This window comes from Janthinobacterium sp. CG3 (assembly GCF_000344615.1).
Classification (GTDB): Bacteria; Pseudomonadota; Gammaproteobacteria; order Burkholderiales; family Burkholderiaceae_D; genus Janthinobacterium.
In genome coordinates this window covers 2,299,862-2,317,150 of the sequence record NZ_KB467824.1, presented here as the reverse complement: position 1 = coordinate 2,317,150, position 17,289 = coordinate 2,299,862, and the positions used below count along the sequence as shown (strand labels likewise).

At 67.2% G+C, this 17,289-nt stretch carries 15 protein-coding genes; 9 read left to right on the top strand and 6 right to left on the bottom strand.

Features of this window, described 5'->3' with window-relative positions; all coding sequences use genetic code 11:
- The first annotated feature begins 125 nt into the window (after positions 1–125).
- The 7 genes from JANGC3_RS0110005 to JANGC3_RS0109975 all read left to right on the top strand — a co-directional run bounded on the left by JANGC3_RS0110005 (position 126) and on the right by JANGC3_RS0109975 (position 7,442).
- Entirely contained in the window at positions 126–929 is an 804-nt protein-coding gene (locus tag JANGC3_RS0110005; RefSeq protein ID WP_017876355.1) for a hypothetical protein, read from the top strand.
- Positions 930–953: 24 nt separating this feature from the next.
- Positions 954–2,204, top strand: a complete 1,251-nt coding sequence (locus JANGC3_RS0110000) for an aromatic ring-hydroxylating oxygenase subunit alpha (protein WP_026132802.1) — start codon at positions 954–956, stop codon at positions 2,202–2,204.
- Positions 2,201–3,301 carry a hybrid-cluster NAD(P)-dependent oxidoreductase gene (locus tag JANGC3_RS0109995; protein WP_017876353.1) on the top strand — a complete coding sequence of 367 codons (1,101 nt, stop codon included), beginning with the start codon at positions 2,201–2,203 and terminating at the stop codon, positions 3,299–3,301. Before JANGC3_RS0110000 ends, JANGC3_RS0109995 begins: the two co-directional genes overlap by 4 nt.
- Before the next feature lies 1 nt (position 3,302).
- A complete protein-coding gene (locus JANGC3_RS0109990) occupies positions 3,303–3,773 on the top strand; it encodes a dihydroneopterin aldolase (protein ID WP_017876352.1) in 471 nt (156 codons plus the stop codon).
- Between the two features lie 150 nt (positions 3,774–3,923).
- Positions 3,924–5,126 carry a formaldehyde dehydrogenase, glutathione-independent gene (gene fdhA / locus JANGC3_RS0109985; RefSeq protein ID WP_017876351.1) on the top strand — a complete coding sequence of 401 codons (1,203 nt, stop codon included), beginning with the start codon at positions 3,924–3,926 and terminating at the stop codon, positions 5,124–5,126.
- A gap of 159 nt (positions 5,127–5,285) precedes the next feature.
- Entirely contained in the window at positions 5,286–6,131 is an 846-nt protein-coding gene (locus JANGC3_RS28965; protein WP_157406553.1) for a U32 family peptidase, read from the top strand.
- 297 nt (positions 6,132–6,428) lie between these two features.
- A complete protein-coding gene (locus JANGC3_RS0109975; RefSeq protein ID WP_017876349.1) occupies positions 6,429–7,442 on the top strand; it encodes a LacI family DNA-binding transcriptional regulator in 1,014 nt (337 codons plus the stop codon).
- Between the two features lie 77 nt (positions 7,443–7,519).
- On the opposite strand, the gene JANGC3_RS0109970 is transcribed toward JANGC3_RS0109975, so the two are convergent.
- From JANGC3_RS0109970 to JANGC3_RS0109950, 5 genes are all read right to left on the bottom strand, one after another.
- The gene (locus JANGC3_RS0109970; RefSeq protein WP_017876348.1) at positions 7,520–8,599 is read right to left on the bottom strand and encodes an ABC transporter ATP-binding protein; all 1,080 of its coding nucleotides are present in this window, start codon (positions 8,597–8,599) and stop codon (positions 7,520–7,522) included.
- A 22-nt stretch (positions 8,600–8,621) separates the two neighbouring features.
- Complete coding sequence (locus tag JANGC3_RS0109965) at positions 8,622–9,515, bottom strand: carbohydrate ABC transporter permease (RefSeq protein WP_035787589.1); 894 nt, start codon at positions 9,513–9,515, stop codon at positions 8,622–8,624.
- Entirely contained in the window at positions 9,512–10,420 is a 909-nt protein-coding gene (locus JANGC3_RS0109960) for a carbohydrate ABC transporter permease (RefSeq protein ID WP_017876346.1), read from the bottom strand. The genes JANGC3_RS0109965 and JANGC3_RS0109960 overlap by 4 nt, the downstream gene beginning before the upstream one ends.
- Entirely contained in the window at positions 10,417–11,667 is a 1,251-nt protein-coding gene (locus tag JANGC3_RS0109955; RefSeq protein ID WP_081611812.1) for an ABC transporter substrate-binding protein, read from the bottom strand. Before JANGC3_RS0109955 ends, JANGC3_RS0109960 begins: the two co-directional genes overlap by 4 nt.
- Before the next feature lie 89 nt (positions 11,668–11,756).
- On the bottom strand, positions 11,757–13,136 hold the full coding sequence (locus tag JANGC3_RS0109950; RefSeq protein WP_017876344.1) for a GH1 family beta-glucosidase: 1,380 nt from the start codon (positions 13,134–13,136) through the stop codon (positions 11,757–11,759).
- A gap of 230 nt (positions 13,137–13,366) precedes the next feature.
- Here JANGC3_RS0109950 and JANGC3_RS0109945 point away from each other — a divergent pair, with 230 nt between their 5' ends.
- Complete coding sequence (locus JANGC3_RS0109945; protein WP_017876343.1) at positions 13,367–15,793, top strand: penicillin acylase family protein; 2,427 nt, start codon at positions 13,367–13,369, stop codon at positions 15,791–15,793.
- 131 nt (positions 15,794–15,924) lie between these two features.
- Here JANGC3_RS0109945 and JANGC3_RS0109940 read toward each other — a convergent pair whose 3' ends face one another.
- The gene (locus JANGC3_RS0109940) at positions 15,925–16,407 is read right to left on the bottom strand and encodes an Lrp/AsnC family transcriptional regulator (protein ID WP_017876342.1); all 483 of its coding nucleotides are present in this window, start codon (positions 16,405–16,407) and stop codon (positions 15,925–15,927) included.
- 128 nt (positions 16,408–16,535) lie between these two features.
- Here JANGC3_RS0109940 and JANGC3_RS0109935 point away from each other — a divergent pair, with 128 nt between their 5' ends.
- Complete coding sequence (locus JANGC3_RS0109935; RefSeq protein WP_017876341.1) at positions 16,536–17,141, top strand: LysE family translocator; 606 nt, start codon at positions 16,536–16,538, stop codon at positions 17,139–17,141.
- The last annotated feature ends 148 nt before the right edge of the window (positions 17,142–17,289 follow it).

The following is a 17,289-nucleotide window of genomic DNA, read 5'->3' as shown; positions in this document are numbered from 1 at the left end:
TACTCCGACAATGTTGGCCGAGGCGAGACGCGCTGCCCCGGCCAACGTTGTCGGGTTACGCCCGTTGGGCTAACCCGACCTACGACCCCGATTTCGCGGTAATGACACTTTGATAGAGGCGAAGCATGAACGATAATCTGAAGATTGCGGTGCTGCTGGCGCCGGCGCGCCACCCGCTCAGCGCGCGCGCCCAGGCCGGCGCGTGCGACGCGGCGGCCTTCGAGCTCGCCTGCAGCCTGCAGCCGGCCGAACAGCTGACGCTGCTGTGCGCCAGCGTCGACGGCGCCATCGCGGCCGCCGACCTGCGCCCCTACGCCGCGCTGGGCGCCGCCAACATCGAACTGCTGGCCGTGGCCGGCGACGCCGCGCTGCTGCCGGCGCTGGCGGCGCGGTTGGACGGCTTCGACCTGGTCATCTGCGGCATGCGTTCGGAATGGCAGGCCGCCTCCGGCCTGCTGGCGTACCGGCTGGCCGAGGCGCTGGAGCTGCCGCTGGCGAGCGACGTGCTGGAGGCGCGGCGCGTCGGCGGCGCGCTGCGCGTGCGCCAGTTCCTGCCGAAGGGCCTGCGCCGCCTGCTGGAACTGGACGGGCCGGCGCTGCTGGCGGTGCACGCGCGCGCGCCGCGCACGCGCCAGTACGCCTACGCGCGCGCCGCCGCAGGGCGTATCGCGCACCGCGCCGGCGCCGCCGGGAGCATACTCGGCGGCGGCGTCGGCGTCGGCGCGGTGTGGAGCTACGAGGCGCTGACGCGCCGTCCGCGCCCGCTCAAGGCGGCGCTGGCGCAAAGCGGCCACACGCGCATGTTGGGCGCCATCGGCGGCGGCGACGGCGCCGGCAAGGGCGGCGAAGTCGTGAAACAGGGGAATGCCGTCGAAAAAGCACAAGTATTGCTCGACTATTTACGCGACCATGGCTTGGTCAACTTTTGATTCCTAGAGCGGGAAAGCGCATACATGACTACCAAGACCACCGATATTCATACTTTGCTGGCACGTCGGAAAACAGCATATAGCCTTGAGCAGGCGTTTTACACCGACCCGGCGATTTTCGAGTTGGACATGGAACTGATCTTTGGCCGCCACTGGATCTACGTCGGTCCCGAGCCGAGCGTGCCGGAGCCGGGCGACTACGTCACGGTCGAGCTGGGACGCACCTCGGTGCTGGTGGTGCGCGACGACGACATGCAATTGAACGCCTTCCACAACGTCTGCCGCCACCGCGGTTCGCGCCTGTGCCAGCAGCAGAAGGGCATGGTCGGCAATCTGGTTTGTCCCTACCACCAGTGGACCTACAACCTGCAGGGCGCGCTGATGTTCGCCGAGCACATGGGCGACAAGTTCGACGTCTCCCAGCACAAGCTCAAGCCGGTCCACCTGCGCAACGTCGGCGGCCTGCTGTTCATCTGCCTGGCCGAGACGCCGCCGGCCGACATCGACGACATGGCGCGCCAGATGGAACCGTACCTGGCCCAGCACAACCTGGCCAACTGCAAGATCGCCAAGCAGATGGAGATCGTCGAGGACTGCAACTGGAAGCTGACGATGGAGAACAACCGCGAGTGCTACCACTGCCGCGCCAACCATCCCGAGCTGACCATGTCGCTGTACGAATACGGCTTCGGTTACGCGCCGGACCCGAAGCACAGCGACGGCCTGGAGCAGTACCAGGGCATTTTGAACCAGCGCCACGCCGAATGGGAGGCGCAGGGCCTGCCGTCGCGCGAAATTGACCATTTGGACGACTGCGTGACGGGTTTTCGCACCGAGCGCCTGCCGCTGGACCGCGCCGGCGAGTCGCAAACCATGAACGGCGCCGCCGCTTGCCGCAAGCTGCTGGGCGAATTCGGCCGGGCCGACCTGGGCGGGCTGTCGTTCTGGACCCAGCCGAACTCCTGGCACCATTTCATGAGCGACCATATCGTCACCTTCACGGTGCTGCCGATATCAGCCGAAAAAACCATGGTGCGCACCACCTGGCTGGTGCACAAGGACGCCGTCGAGGGCGTCGACTACGACCTCGACAACCTGGCCGCCGTGTGGATCGCCACCAACGCCCAGGACCAGGCGCTGGTGGAAGCGTCGCAGCGCGGGGTGCGCAGCGACGCCTACGAACCCGGCCCGTATTCGCCGTACACCGAGATGCTGGTCGAGAAGTTCTGCAACTGGTACGTCACGCGCCTGTCCGCGCTGGTGCCGCAGCCATGAACGCGCGCATGCCGGACCTGGCGTCGCTGGCGCAGCAGTGGGACGGCGCCACCGACGACACTCTGGTCTGCCGCCATGTGCGGCAGGAGACCGCCGACGTCAAGACCTTCCTGTTCGCCGCCCCGGCGGCGCGCACGATGCGCTACTGGCCGGGCCAGTACCTGACGCTGGAGCTGGACATCGACGGCGTGCGCGTCAACCGCTGCTACACGCTGTCGTCGACGCCGACCCGGCCCGACATGGTCTCGATCACGGTCAAACGGGTGCCGGGCGGGCTGGTGTCGAATTGGTTGCACGACAATTTGCAGGTTGGCGCCAGCGTGCGCGTGCTCGGCCCCGGCGGCGAGTTCTCCTGCTTCCTGCAAGCGCCGCCGGCGGCCGGCAAATACCTGTTCCTGTCGGCCGGCAGCGGCGTCACGCCGTTGATGTCGATGGCGCGCGCGCTGCACGACCTCAGCTTCGACGCCGACATCGCCTTCGTACACAGCGCGCGCACGCCGGCCGACATCATTTTCGCCCGCGAACTGGAGCTGCTGGCGCACAACCAGCGGCGTTTCCGCCTCGGCCTGGTGTGCGAGCGGCGCGGCGACGCGGCCGCCTGGGCCGGCTTCACCGGCTATCTGTCGCGCGCGGTGCTCGAACATATCGCCCCCGACCTGGCCCAGCGCGAGGTGTTTTGCTGCGGCCCGGCGCCCTACATGGCGGCGGTGCGCGCGCTGTTGCAGGAGGCCGGCTTCGACATGGCCCATTACCACCAGGAGAGCTTCGCCTTCGAGACGCTGGAGGCCGACGGCGCAAGCCAGCCGGCGGCGCCGGTGGCGGCCGAAGCGGCGCCGGGCTTCACGGTGAAGTTCGAGCGGCTCGGCAGCGAAGTCGCCTGCGGCGGCGGCCAGACCATCCTGGAGGCGGCGCGCGCGGCCGGCATGCGCCTGCCGGTGTCGTGCACCAAGGGCATGTGCGGCACCTGCAAGACGCGCATGTTGTCCGGCCAGGTCGACATGCGGCACGCCGGCGGCATACGCCAGCGCGAAATCGACCAGGGCTGGATTTTGCCGTGCTGTAGCCGGCCGCTGTCGGACGTCACGCTGGAACGCTGATATGCGCAACCTGCCATGGACCATCAACGTCAGCGACCTGCACACCCGGCTGCGGGTCGGCATCTGGGAACACGAGCGCGAGTTCCAGCCGATTATCGTGAACCTGTCGCTGCGCGCGCTGGTGCCGGCGGCGCCGCGGGGCATCGAGGACTGCCTCGACTACCAGCCGATTTGCCACTGGATCAGCGACAAATGGCCGACCTGGCCGCACACGCCGTTGCTGGAGACGCGCATGCGCGAGTTGATGGAGTTCGTCTTCCACTACGACGCCCGCATCGAATGGGCCGACGTTAGCATCAGCAAGCCCAACGCCATCGCCGGCAGCCGCGGGGTCGGCGTGCGCCTGGCGCTGTCGCGCGCCGACTTCGAGGCCGCGTTCGGGCCTGTCCACGGCACCGGCAGCGTATGTTCGTGCGCCGCCCAACTCCTTAAAACCAAGGGCAAAGAGCCGGGGTTGGACCTACAGGTCTGACCCCAGGGGTACGCCCTTGTTTTAAATCGATCCCCCGGCGTTTTCCAGCCGATCCATGTCGGAATCGTTAAAGTCGCGTCCACCCTGCATGATATTTTTAGTAACGGTCCGCCCCGATGCGGAGCGCCAAACAACTACAGGAGATTTACCATGGCAGAAAATCGCGGCGTGGTCTACGTCGATCACGGCAGGGTGGAAGTGCAGTCGATTCCGTTCCCGAAACTGGACAATCCGCTCGGTCGCAAGATCGAACACGGCGTCATTTTGCGGGTCGTCACGACCAACATCTGCGGCTCCGACCAGCACATGGTGCGCGGCCGCACCACCGCGCCGTCCGGCCTGGTGCTGGGCCACGAAATCACCGGCGAGGTGATCGAAGTCGGCAAGGACGTCGAAACGCTGAAGAAGGGCGACCTGGTGTCGGTGCCGTTCAACGTCGCCTGCGGCCGCTGCCGCACCTGCAAGGAGCAGCACACCGGCGTGTGCCTGAGCGTGAACCCGGCGCGCGCCGGCGGCGCCTACGGCTACGTCGACATGGGCGGCTGGATCGGCGGCCAAGCCGAATACGTGATGGTACCGTACGCCGACTTTAACCTGCTGCGCTTCCCCGACAAGGACGCGGCCATGCTGAAAATTGAGGATCTGACGTGCCTGTCCGATATCCTGCCGACCGGTTACCACGGCGCCGTCACGGCCGGGGTCGGGCCGGGCGCCACCGTCTACATCGCCGGCGCCGGACCGGTCGGGTTGGCGGCGGCGGCCTCGGCGCGCCTGCTAGGCGCGGCCGTGGTGATCGTCGGCGACGTCAATCCGCTGCGCCTGGTGCACGCGCGCGCGGTCGGCTTCGAAACCGTCGACCTGTCGCTGGACGCGACGCTGAGCGAGCAGATCGCCGCCATCCTGGGCGAGGCGGAAGTCGATTGCGCGATCGATTGCGTCGGCTTCGAGGCGCGCGGCCACGGCCACGCCGGCTCGCAGAGCGAGGCGCCGGCCACGGTGCTCAATTCGCTGATGGAAGTGACCCGCGCGGCCGGGCGCATCGGCATCCCCGGCCTGTACGTGACGGACGACCCGGGCGCCAGCGACCCCGCCGCCAAGCGCGGCAGCCTGTCGATCCGGCTCGGGCTGGGCTGGGCCAAGTCGCACAGCCTGCACACCGGCCAGACCCCGGTGATGAAGTACAACCGCCAGTTGATGCAGGCGATTCTGTGGGACCGCATCAAGATCGCCGACATCGTTGGCGTGCAGGTCATCACGCTCGACCAGGCGCCCGACAGCTACCAGCAGTTCGACGCCGGCGCGCCGAAGAAATTCGTCATCGATCCGCACAACACGCTGAAGCGCGCCGCATAGCATTCCAACCAAAGGCGTAACCCCGGGGGCGGACCCTTGGGGTCCGACCCCGGTCCTTGCCTTTGGTTGGCCGCGCTCCTAGTCCGTTCTACCTATGGGCGCGGCGGCCGGCGGCGGCTACACTTGAACTCCGGACTATGCCAGTCCAAGGAAACAAGTATGAAACCACTCAAGATTTCCCTCGCCCCCTTGGCGCATTACTGGTCGAAGGCGGACACGCTGCGCTTCTACGCCGAGGCGCGGTATTGGCCGGTCGATATCATCTACCTGGGCGAAGTGGTGTGTTCGCGGCGCCATTTGATGCAGTCGCAGGACTGGTTTGCGCTGGCGCAGGACTTGCGCGCGGCCGGCAAGCAGGTGGTGATGGCGACCTTGCTGCGCGTCGATAACGACGCCGACCGCCACGCCACCGAGGCGCTGGTCGAGCGCGCCGTGGCCGACGGTTTGCAACTGGAGGCCAACTGCTTCGGCGTGGTCCGCGCGATCCGCGCCATGCAAGGGCAGTCGTTCGTCGCCGGCCCTAGCCTGAACGCGCACCACGAAGGCATCCTGTCCTGGCTGGCCATGCTGGGCGCGAGCCGCTTCCAGCCGCCGCCCGGCCTGCCGCTGGATGTCTTGGGCGCGCTGCAGCAGCGCCGCCCGGCCGGCATGCAGACCGAAGTGAGCGTGTGGGGCCAGCTCGCGCTGGAGTTCAACGCCCATTGCTTCAGCGCGCGCGACGGCGCGCAGGGGCAGGGCGTCTGCGATTTCCGCTGCCAGGGCGAGCCGCGGCGCTTGCCGGCGCAAACGGGCAGGCGCGGCGCCGGCCTGCCGCTCGCCGGCGAGAACTGCGTCGACATGTTCGCGCAGGTTCCGGCGCTGCGCTCGCTGGGCGTCGAGATCATCCGCGTCCAGCCGCAGGCGCACGGGATGGCGGCGCTGCTGAAGGCTTTCGACGGCGCCCGCCAGCCGCTGCGCTTTGGCGTCGAGAGTATCGCCTGGATGGGGCAATCGAGCCTGCACTGAACATCACGGGCCGCCGCCACGGCCGCGCGCGAAAACCTGCCACACCCATTTCGCCAACGCCGCGTAGAGCAGGCTGAGCAGGGCCGACGGCAGTTTGTAGCAGCTTAGGGGACAGACCACGATTTCCGAGGGAAGTTTCTCGGAAATCGTGGTCTGTCCCCGGTGTGGCGCGTGAGGGAAGTTTCTCGGAAATCGTGGTCTGTCCCCGGTGTGGCGCGTGTTACCATGGAGACCGTTTTGGCTTCGGCGCGACGCCTCGGCGGCACCTCGTTTAACCCATCCCATCCAGGAGTATTTTTGGCAACGCTGAAAGACGTCGCGGCGCTCGCCGGTGTAGGCATGTCGACGGCATCGCGCGCCATTTCCGGCGCCGGACCGGTCTCGGCCAAAGCCGCGGCGCGCGTGCAGGCGGCCATCGAACAACTCAATTTCCGCCCGTCTTCGATCGGCCGCTCGCTGTCGGCGCAGTCGCTCGGCATGATCGGCGTGTTCGTGCCGTCGTTCTTCGGCGCCTATTACGGCAGCATCCTGAAGCAGACCGACACCGAACTGCGCGCGCTGCGCCGGCACGTGGTGGTGGCGACCGGCTGCGGCGACGAGTCGCCGCGCGAGCAGGCCATCGAGGCGGTCAAATTCCTCATCAGCCGCGACTGCGACGGCATCCTGGTGCTGGGCCACGACCTGCTCGACGAGGACTTGATCGCGCTGCAGCGCATGCAGCCGAAAATGGCGTTCCTGAACCGCCGCTGCGCGCAATTGCCGGACGCGTCGTTCTGCCCGGACCACCGCGGCGGCGGCGTGCTGGCCGCCGCCGCGCTGCTGCAGCAGGGGCACCGCCAACTGGCGGCGATCTCGGGTCCGGCCGATACGTCGGACAACCAGATCCGCATGCACGGCTTTTTCGAGGAGTTGGCGCGCCATGGCATCGCCCGCGCCGCCGTGCAATTGGTGGAGTCGGACTTTTCGCGCGAAGGCGGGTTTGCGGCGGCCCGGGAGCTGCTGGACGCGGGTCTGCGCTTCACCGGCCTGTTCTGCGCCAACGACGAGATGGCGATCGGCGCGCTGGCCTGCCTGCACGGGGCCGGCGTGGCGGTGCCGGCGCAGGTGTCGGTGATCGGCTATGACGACGATTATTCGGCGGCGTTTGCGTCGCCGCGGCTGACGTCGGTGCATATACCGATAGTCGACCTGACGCAGAACGCGGTGCGCTGGTTGCTCAACCAGTGCTATGGCACGCGGCACCAGATCAGCCGCGAGTTTCCGGTGACGCTGGCGCTGCGCGATTCGCTTGGCGCGCCGGCGCCGCTTTAAAGCGCCACGGACCGCGAGAAAAACCAGCGGCGTCAAGCCGGGGTCAGACCCTCGGGGTCCGACCCCGCATTGCGCCGCTACAGGCGCTGGCCGCCGGCTTCCGCCTCGTCGAACAGGGAGACGTTTTCGGCGCGGATGGCGAAGCCGGTGGCCGGGTCCAGCTCCGCCGTTTGCTGGTCCTGGGCGATGCTGGCGATTTGGCTGCCGTGGAAGTCGAGCCACAGCACGCGGTGGTTGCCCATCGGTTCGACCAGCGAGACGGTGCCGCGCTGTTCGTACTGCGCGCCGACGCCGATGTCTTCCGGCCGCACGCCCAGCACGCAGGGTTGCCCGTCCGACGGCGGCCGGTGAAACGGATAGGCCGACACGTCCAGTTCCAGGTACGCGTTGCTGAAGACGCTGCGCCCGGCGCGCTGCCGCAGCTGTCCGCTGAACAGGTTCATGCCGGGCGAGCCGAGGAAGCTGGCGACGAACAGGTTGGCCGGCGCGCGGTAGACCTCGGCCGGGGTGTCGTATTGCTGGATCGCGCCGGCGCGCATGACGGCCATGCGCGTGGCCAGCGTCATCGCCTCGACCTGGTCGTGGGTAACGTAGATCATGGTCGCGCCGAGCCGCTTGTGCAGTTGCTTGAGTTCGCGCCGCAGTTCGGTGCGCAGCTTGGCGTCCAGGTTCGACAGCGGTTCGTCGAACAGGAACACGTCGGCCTCGCGCACGATGGCGCGGCCGATCGCCACGCGCTGGCGCTGGCCGCCGGACAGGTTGGCCGGTTTGCGCTTGAGCAGCGGTTCGAGTTGCAGCATGTGCGCCGCGCGCGCCACGCGCCGTTCGATTTCGGGCTTGGGCGTGCCGGCGATGCGCAGCCCGAACGACAGGTTGCGTTCGACGTTCATGGTCGGGTACAGCGCGTAGGACTGGAACACCAGCGCGATGCCGCGGTCCTTCGGGTCGGCCCAGGTCATATCCCGGCCGCCGATTTCGATGCTGCCGCCGCTGACGTCGATCAGGCCGGCGATGGTGTGCAGCAGCGTCGATTTGCCGCAGCCCGAGGGCCCCAGCAGGACGATGAATTCGCCGGCCTCGACGTCGAGGTTGAGCCGGTCGATGACGGTGTTGGCGCCGAGCTGGATGTGCAGATCGCGTATGGCTACGTTGGACATATTTTATTTTTACCTTTGATCGTTAACCTTTGACCGCGCCGGAGGCGATGCCGCGCACGAACCAGCGGCCCGAGACGAAGTACAGCGCCAGCGGCACCAGCGAGGTCAGGATGGTCGCTGCCATGTTGACGTTGTAGAGCCGTTCGCCGGTGGTGGTGTTGATGATGTTGTTGAGCTGGACCGTCATCGGCAGGTTTTCCGAGCCGGCGAACACCAGCCCTAGCAGGAAGTCGTTCCAGATCCCGGTCACCTGCATGATCGCCGCGACGACGATCACCGGGGTCGACATCGGCAGCATCAGGTGCAGGAAGATGCGCCAGAAGCCGCCGCCGTCGATGCGCGCCGCCTTGAACAGTTCCAGCGGCAGGCCGGCGTAGTAATTGCGGAACAACAGCGTCATCACCGGCATGCCGAAGATGGTGTGGATCAGGACGATGCCGGGCAGGGAGCTGAACAGGTGGGCGCCGGCCAGCAGCCGCACCAGCGGATACACCATCACCTGGGCCGGGATGAAGGCGCCCATCATCAGCACGCCGAACAGCAGCGCCGCGCCGCGCGGGCGCCAGAACGACAGCGCGTAGCCGTTCACCGCGCCGATGGCGATCGACAGGACGGTGCTGGGGACGACGATGAAGACCGAGTTCCAGAAGCCGCCGCGGATGCCGTTGCAGGCCAGGCCGGTGCAGGCCGACTGCCAGGCCACGCCCCACGCTGCCAGGGTGGCCTGGCGCGGCAGCGCGAACAAGGTGCCGAGGCGGATTTCCGCCATCGGTTTGAGCGACGTCACCAGCATCACGTACAGCGGCAGCAGGAAAAACAGCGCCGCCATGACGAGGAAGGCGTACACGCCGATGCGCGCCGGCGTGATGCGGGAACGGCGCCGTCGTTCAGCTGGTGCTTGCGGTATGGGCGTCATGCCGTGTCCTTTCTGCGGTTGCCGCGGTGGCGCGCGTACAAAACCGGCGCGACGATGGCCAGCACGGTGCTCAGCAGGACCACCGAGGCGGCCGAGGCCAGCCCCAGATTGGCGCGGCCGAACAGGTAGTCCATGATGAACTTGGCCGGCACTTCGCTGGCGGTGCCGGGGCCGCCCTGGGTCATGGCGACGACCGCGTCGAACAGCTTGACGACCATGACGAACAGCAGCACGAAGGCGGTCGATATCGAGGCGCCCAGCATCGGCAGGACGATGCTGACGTAGACGCGCCAGCGCGGAATGCCGTCGATGCGGGTGGCTTTCCATAGTTCGTCGTCGATGCCGCGCAGGCCCGACAGCAGCAGCGCCATGACCAGCCCGGAGGCTTGCCAGACGGTGGCGATGACGACCGTGAAGATGACCTTGTCCTGGTCGACGATCCAGTCGAAGCGGGCCTCGGGGAAGCCGATCTGGCGCAGCACCTCCTGGATACCCAGTTCGGGATTGAGCAGCCATTGCCAGATCAAGCCGGTGGCGACGAAGGACATCGCGTACGGATACAGGAACACGGTGCGCAGCACGCCCTCGGCCGCCACCTTCTGGTCGATGAAGACCGCCAGCAGGAAGCCGAGCAGCAGGCAGGCGGCGATGAACAGCGCGCCGTACCAGACGATGTTGTGCAGCGAGAGCAGCCAGCGGTCGTTGTTGAACAGGCGCGTGTACTGGGCCAGGCCGACGAAGTCGCTGGCCGGGAAGGTGCGCGAACTGCTGACCGAGACGCGCGCCGTCCACAGCATGGTGCCGAGGTAGGCGAACAACACGGTGAAGGCCATCGGCAGCAGCGCGATGTAGGCCGCCACCGAGTAGCGCCTGCGCAGCGGTTGGCGCGGCGGCTTTTTATTCATCCCTTGAGCGCGCTGGCGAAAGCCTTCTGCGCGTCCTCGGCCGACTGGTTTTTGTTCCAGAAGTTGGTCAGCACGTCTTGCAGGGCGCCGTTCAGGTCGGGCGCGACCAGCATTTCCGAGTTCGGCAACTGGCGGGTTTTATCCTTGAGGATGGCCACGCCCATCTTGGCGCACAGGTCGAGGGAGCTGTCGTCGATGTCGCCGCGGATCGGGATGGACCCCTTGCGCGAATTGAAGGCCACCTGCGCCGCCGGCGAGGTCATTACGCCGGCCAGCAGTTTTTGCGCCTTCACCGTGTTCGGGTTGCTCGACTTGGGAAAGACGAAGGCGTCGCCGGCGACGATGTAGGGCGAGCGCGCGCCGAAGCCGGGGAAGCAGCCGAAGTCCTTGCCGGCGACCTGCTTGGCGGCCGAAAACTCGCCCTTGGCCCAGTCGCCCATGATCTGCACGCCGGCCTTGCCGGTGACGACCATGGCGGTGGCGTCGTTCCAGTTGCGCCCCGGCGAACCGGGATCGACGAAGCCGCGCAGGCGCTTGAAGGCCACCAGCACCTGCTTGAAGGCGTCGGACTTGACGGCGTTCATGTCGCGGTCGCGGTAGACCTTCAGGTACAGCTCCGGCCCGCCGACGCTGGCGAAGACCGCGTCGAAGGTGATTTTCTCTTGCCAGACCTGGCCGCCGAAGGCCAGCGGCACTACGCCGGCGCCTTTCAGCTTGGCCAGCACGGCCAGGAACTCGTCGTAGGTTTTCGGTTCGGCGCCAATGCCGGCCTTCTGGAACGCCGCCTTCGAGTAGAAGAACCAGGCCGGCATGTGGATGTTCACCGGCGCGGCGTAGTAGTGGCCGTCGATCTTGATGCTGTCGATGATGGAAGCGGGCAGGATCTGGTCCCAGTTGCCCTTGGCGGCGACGTCGTCGATATTGTTCAGCATGCCCTGTTCGACGATGTCGCGGAACTGCTTGGAGGTGTTGAACTGCGCCGCCGTCGGCGCGTCGCCGCCGACGATGCGGTTGATGGTGGTGGCGCGCGACTGGTCGGCGCCGGCGATGGCGTTGTCGACCCATTCGCCGCCGGCCTTGTTATAGGCGTCGGCGAACTGCTTGATGGCGGCCGATTCGCCGCCCGAGGTCCACCAGTGGATCACGGTGGCTTTCAGCGCCGGGGCCGCGGCCGCGGTTTGCGCTTGTGCCGCGCCGTGGGCCGCGAACGCCAGCGCGAACGCGCCAGCCAAGTGTGCTGTTTTCATGTTTGTCTCCAATGTGCGTTTTGCCGCATTTTTATTGAATTTTTATACAGGTTGCCACGATAAAACGAAAAACAATGTTTGGCCTCTTTTCAGGATGATTTATTTCGCTCGGCCAGGAAGGCTGCAACCAGTTTGGCGCTGCGCTTCAGGGTGCGTTTCTGGGTGCGGTAGTCGACGTGGACGATGCCGAAGCGGCGCTCGTAGCCGAAAGCCCACTCAAAATTGTCCAATAGTGACCAGATGAAGTAGCCGCGCACGTCGACGCCGGCCTTGATGGCGCTGTCGACCGCCGCCAGGTGGCGGTTCAGGAAGGAGACGCGGCTGCGGTCGTCGACTTCGCCGCCGACCACTTCGTCGTCGGACGCGGTGCCATTTTCGGTGATGTAGATCGGCGGCAGCGCGGGGTAGTCGCCGTGGAAGCGGACCAACAGGTCGCGCAGGCCGTCGGGATAGACTTCCCAGCCCATCTGGGTGCGCTCGACGCCTTCCAGGGCCACTTCGGCGAAGCCGTGGGCGCCGTCGCTGACGACGTTGGTGCGGAAGTAGTAATTAATGCCGAGGAAATCAAGCGGCGCGCCGATGATGTGCATGTCGCCGTCGAGCACGACCGGCTCGGTGCCCGGCCACAGTGCGAACAGCTCGCTCGGATAGGCCTGTCTCAGCAGCGGGTCGAGCACCCAGTTGTTGTGCTGGACTTCGAACAGGCGCGCGGCGCGCCGGTCGGCTTCGCCGCTTCCGGTGGTGGTGCCGCGGCCGACGTTGGCGACGATGCCTTTCAGCGAGGCCGGGTCGTTGGCGCGCAGGATAGGCAGCGCCAGGCCGTGCGCCAGCAGCAGGTGGTGCATGGCTTGCAGCGCCGACGTTTGATTCGTCACGCCGGGCGCGTGGTGGCCGCTGCCGTAGCCGTGCTGGGCCGAGCACCACGGCTCGTTCAGCGTGGCCCAGGCGTCGACCAGGCCGGTCAGTTCGCGGCTCATCAAGTCGGCGTACTCGGCGAAGCGGTAGGCGGTCTCGCGGTTGAGCCAGCCGCCCTTGTCTTCCAGGTGCTGCGGCAGATCCCAGTGGTATAGCGTGACGAAGGTGGAAAGACCTTTTTCTTTCAGGCGGCCCAGCAGGCGCCTGTAGAAGTCGATGCCCTTGCGGTTGGGCCGGCCCGCTTCATCCATCACGCGCGGCCAGGAGATCGACAGGCGGTAGCCGCCGACGTTCAACTCGGACAGCAGGTCGAGGTCGGCTTCCCAGCGGTGGTAGTGGTCGCAGGCGACGGCGCCGGTGTCGCCGGCCAGCACCTTGCCGGGCTGCTGGCTGAAGGTGTCCCAGATCGACGGCAGGCGCCCGTCTTCGTCGACCGCGCCCTCGATCTGGTAGGCGGCGGTCGCGGCGCCGAACAGGAAGTCCTTGCGCCAGAGCGCGGAATCGGGCGGCGGCGAAAATGTGGTTTCAAGGGAAACTGAGGCATCGTTTGACACGGGAACTCCTTCGGTGGCGATAAAGTGGAAGCGCTTCCACACGGTGTTGCCGATAGTAACAGCGAAGAATTTCTTGCGTCAACGAAAATTTTAAAATTGCTAAATAATAATTTTTTAGGCGGACGCAACAGCGTCCCAGGTCCCGGCCGCCGGCTTGCCGGATCGTCACCCGCATGGTAAAACCGTCAGGTGTATGAATTCGACATCGACAGTTTTTTCATGGGAATGGTATGCGGAAGAATGCTACGGGGAAGATTCGGATCTGGTCCCGGCGCCTGCTGCTGGCGCTGCTCGGACTGCTGGTGCTGGCGGCGCTGGCGCTGTGGCTGTTTTTGCGCGGCAGCCTGGCGCAGCTGGACGGCACGCGGGCGGCGCCCGGTTTGCACGGCGACGTCAGCGTGACGCGCGACGCCTTGGGCGTGCCGCTGATCAGCGGCGGCAACCGGCTCGACGTGGCCTACGCCAGCGGTTTCGTGCAGGCGCAGGAGCGCTACTTCCAGATGGACTTGCTGCGCCGCGTCGGCGCCGGCGAACTGGCCGAATTGTTCGGGCCGCGCGCGCTCGGACTCGACAAGTCGCGCCGCCCGCACCGCTTCCGCGCCCGCGCCGAACGGGCCGTGCTGGCGCTGCCGGCCGAACAGCGCCGCTTCCTGGAACGCTATGTCGGCGGCGTCAACGACGGCCTGGCGGCGCTGTCGACGCGGCCATTTGAATATGCCTTGATCGGCGTCAAGCCGCGCCCGTGGACGGCGGCCGATTCGCTGCTGGTGGTATGGGCCATGTATTTCGACTTGCAGGGCGGGCTGGAGCCGCGCGAACTGGCGCGCGGCTGGTTGCGCGAGCACAGCAGCGTCGAGCAGCGCGCCTTCCTGTTGCCGGAGTCGACACAGTGGGACGCGCCGCTGGACGCCGAACGCGTGCCGCCGCCCAGCGCGCCGATTCCGGCGGCGCCACCGCTGTGGTGGGGCCGGCCGCCGGCGCTGGACGCGCCCAAGCTGGCCGGCGCCGAGATGCTCGACGCGGTCGGCGCCAACGCCGTCGGCAGCAACAACTGGGCGCTGGCGGGTAGCCGCAGCCAGGACGGCGCGGCGATCATCGCCGACGACATGCACCTGAACATCCAGCTGCCGAACACCTGGTATCGGGTGGCGCTGCAGTTTCCCGACGCGCGCGGCGGCCAGCGTCGCATGGTTGGCGTCATGCTGCCGGGCGCGCCGCCGCTGCTGGCCGTCGGCAGCAACGGCCACGTCGCCTGGAGTTTCACCAACAGCTACGGCGACTACCTCGACCTGGTCGAGTTGGGCCGCGACCCAGCCCAGCCGGGCCAGGTGCGCACGCCGGCCGGCTGGGAACGCCCGGCCGCGTACCAGGAAACGATTTTGATCAAGGGCGCGCCGGCGCAGCAGTTGCTGGTGCGCGAGAGTTCGCTGGGGCCGCTGCGCGAGGTGGCGGGGCGGCTCTACGCCGTCCACTGGGTCGCGCACGCGGCCGAGGCCGTCAACCTGAACCCGGCGCTGCTGGAGTCGGCCGACAGCATGGCCGACGCGCTGGCCGTGGCGGCGGCCATGGGCGTGCCGGCGCAGAATTTCGTCGCCGGCGACGACCAGGGCAACATCGGCTGGACCATCGCCGGGCCGCTGCCGCGGCGCGTCCAGCCGGGGCCGGCCAGCAGTTTCCCGCTGGCGCTGGACGGTGCGGCGGCCTCATGGCAGGGCTGGCTGACGCCGGCCGAATATCCGCGCGTGAGCAATCCGGCCGACGGCCAGTTGTCGACCGCGAACAGCCGCCAGTTGATGGGCGCCGGCGCCGAGCTGCTCGGCGACGGCGGCTTCGACCTGGGCGCGCGCGGGCGCCAGGTGCGCGACGGCCTGAGCGCATTGGGCGCCAAGACCGACGTGCGCGGCGCCTACGGCGTCGGGCTGGACGACCGCGCCATCTTCCTGTCGGGCTGGCGCGAGCGCGCGATTGCCGCGCTGGACGCCGGCGCGCTGGAAAAACGGCCGCAGCGGGCGGAGTTTCTGGCCTTGCTGAAAAACGGCTGGAGCGGCCGCGCCAGCGTCGACTCGGTTGGCTACCGGCTCACGCGCGCCTTCATGTGGGCGCTGCACGACCTGGTGTTCGAGGGCGCCAACGCCGAGCTGGCCAAGCTCGACGGCAAGGCCAACGTGGCCCTCGCCACCTCGCGCTGGCCGGTGGTGCTGGCGCGCCTGCTCGACGCGCGGCCGGCCGGCTGGCTTCCGCTCGGGCACGCCAGTTGGCAGGCGCTGCAACTGGCGGCGGTTGACCGCGTCATCGCCGACCTGGGCAAGGGCGGCAAGCCCTTGTCGGCGGCCACTTGGGGCGAGCGTAACACGGCCTCCATCGCGCATCCGATCAGCGCGGCGGTGCCGTGGCTGCGGCGTTGGCTGGCAGTGCCGCCCGACATGCTGCCTGGCGACAACCACATGCCGCGCGTTGCCGGCAGCACCTTCGGCCAATCGGAACGGCTGACGGTGTCGCCGGGCAGGGAGGAGCAGGGCGTCTTCAACATGCCGGGCGGGCAGAGCGGGCATCCGCTGTCGCCGTTTTTCCTGGCCGGCCACGCCGACTGGGTGGCGGGGCGCACGACGCCGCTGCTGCCGGGGCCGGCCCAGCATACGCTGACGTTGAGCAGGTAGGGTGCGCGGGACGTAAGCCGGCGCCGGGCAACCGCCGACGCCAGTCGTGTTACGCCCGGCGGGCTAACCCGACCGACGAAAATCGCGCTAAGTTAGCAGCCGGGGTCCGGCCCCTGGGTTACGCCCTTGGTTTATATGGCGGGCATCGGCAGGCGGTTCGAGGATTTGATTTCGCGCATCGACAGGCTGGAGTGGATTTCGGCCACCCCCGGCAGTTTGCGCAGCACCGTGGAGACGAAGTCGCCGTAGCTTTCAATGTCGCGCGCTACCACCTGCAACTGGTAGTCCGATTCGCCGGTGACGTTGTGGCAGGAGAGGATTTCGGGTATCGCCTGGATGGCCTCTTCGAACTGGAACGGTTGCTCGCCGGCGTGGTTGGCGAAGGTGACGCGGACAAACGCGATCAAGCCGATGCCCAGCTTCTTGCGGTCGATCAGCGCCTGGTAGCCGGTGATGTAACCGTCCTCCTCCAGCCGGCGCAGGCGCCGCCATACCGGCGTTTCGCTTAGTTTCAGGCGCTCGGCCAGGCGCGCGTTCGACAGCCGGCCTTCTTCCTGTAGCAGCGTCAAAATGCGGATGTCTACTTCGTCCAGATCGCTATATGAATTTTTCATTTAAGTATATGAGAAAAATGAGTGGAATCTGCTCATAACTATGCCATGCGGGGAGGAAATAGCAAGCACATTTCAGCGCCCCAGCTCGATAATGACGGCATCGTTCATTGTCTTTCTCGGGAGTTAGTATGGAAACATCGGCCACTTTTATGTATCTGGCGGCGCTTGCCGGCGTGTTCTTGTTGCCCGGGCCGGACATGGCGCTGGTGATCGCCACCGGCGCGGCGCGCGGCGCCGGCGTCGCGCTGGTGACGGCGCTGGGCATTGCCGCGTCGCGCGCGATGCATGTGCTGATGTCGGGTCTCGGCCTGGCCGCGCTGATGGCCGCGCATCCGGGCGCGCTGCAACTGGTGCGCTGGGGTGGGGCGGCGTATCTGGTGTATTTGGCGGTAAAAATGTTGCGCGCCGATTTGAGCCTGGACGCGGTCGGCGCTGTGGCGCCGACGCCCGGCGCCTCGTTCGTGCGCGGTTTCCTGACCAACTTGCTCAATCCGAAGGCGCTGCTGTTTTGCAGCTTGTTCCTGCCGCAGTTCGTCAGCGCCGGCGGCGCGTCGGTGCCGATGCAGTATTTGTGGCTGGGCACGCTGCTGGTGCTGACCGGCTTGTTTTTCGACGCGATTTACGCGCTGTTGGCGGCGCGCATTACGCGGCGGGTGAAGTCGAAGTCGGGCGCCGGCAAGTATGTGCTGCCGACGGTATTTGTCGTGCTGGCGGGACGGCTGGTTGCCAGCTGAGCGGGGCCGCGGCCACGCGAAAACCAGCGACAACTAGTTAGGCAACTTTATGCCCGTGGCCGCTTCCAGTATGGCGAACCTGGCGGCTGAGCGTAACGGTGGTCGCGCGCACCGCCTCGGCCACCGCCCGACGGCGGCTTCGACGCGA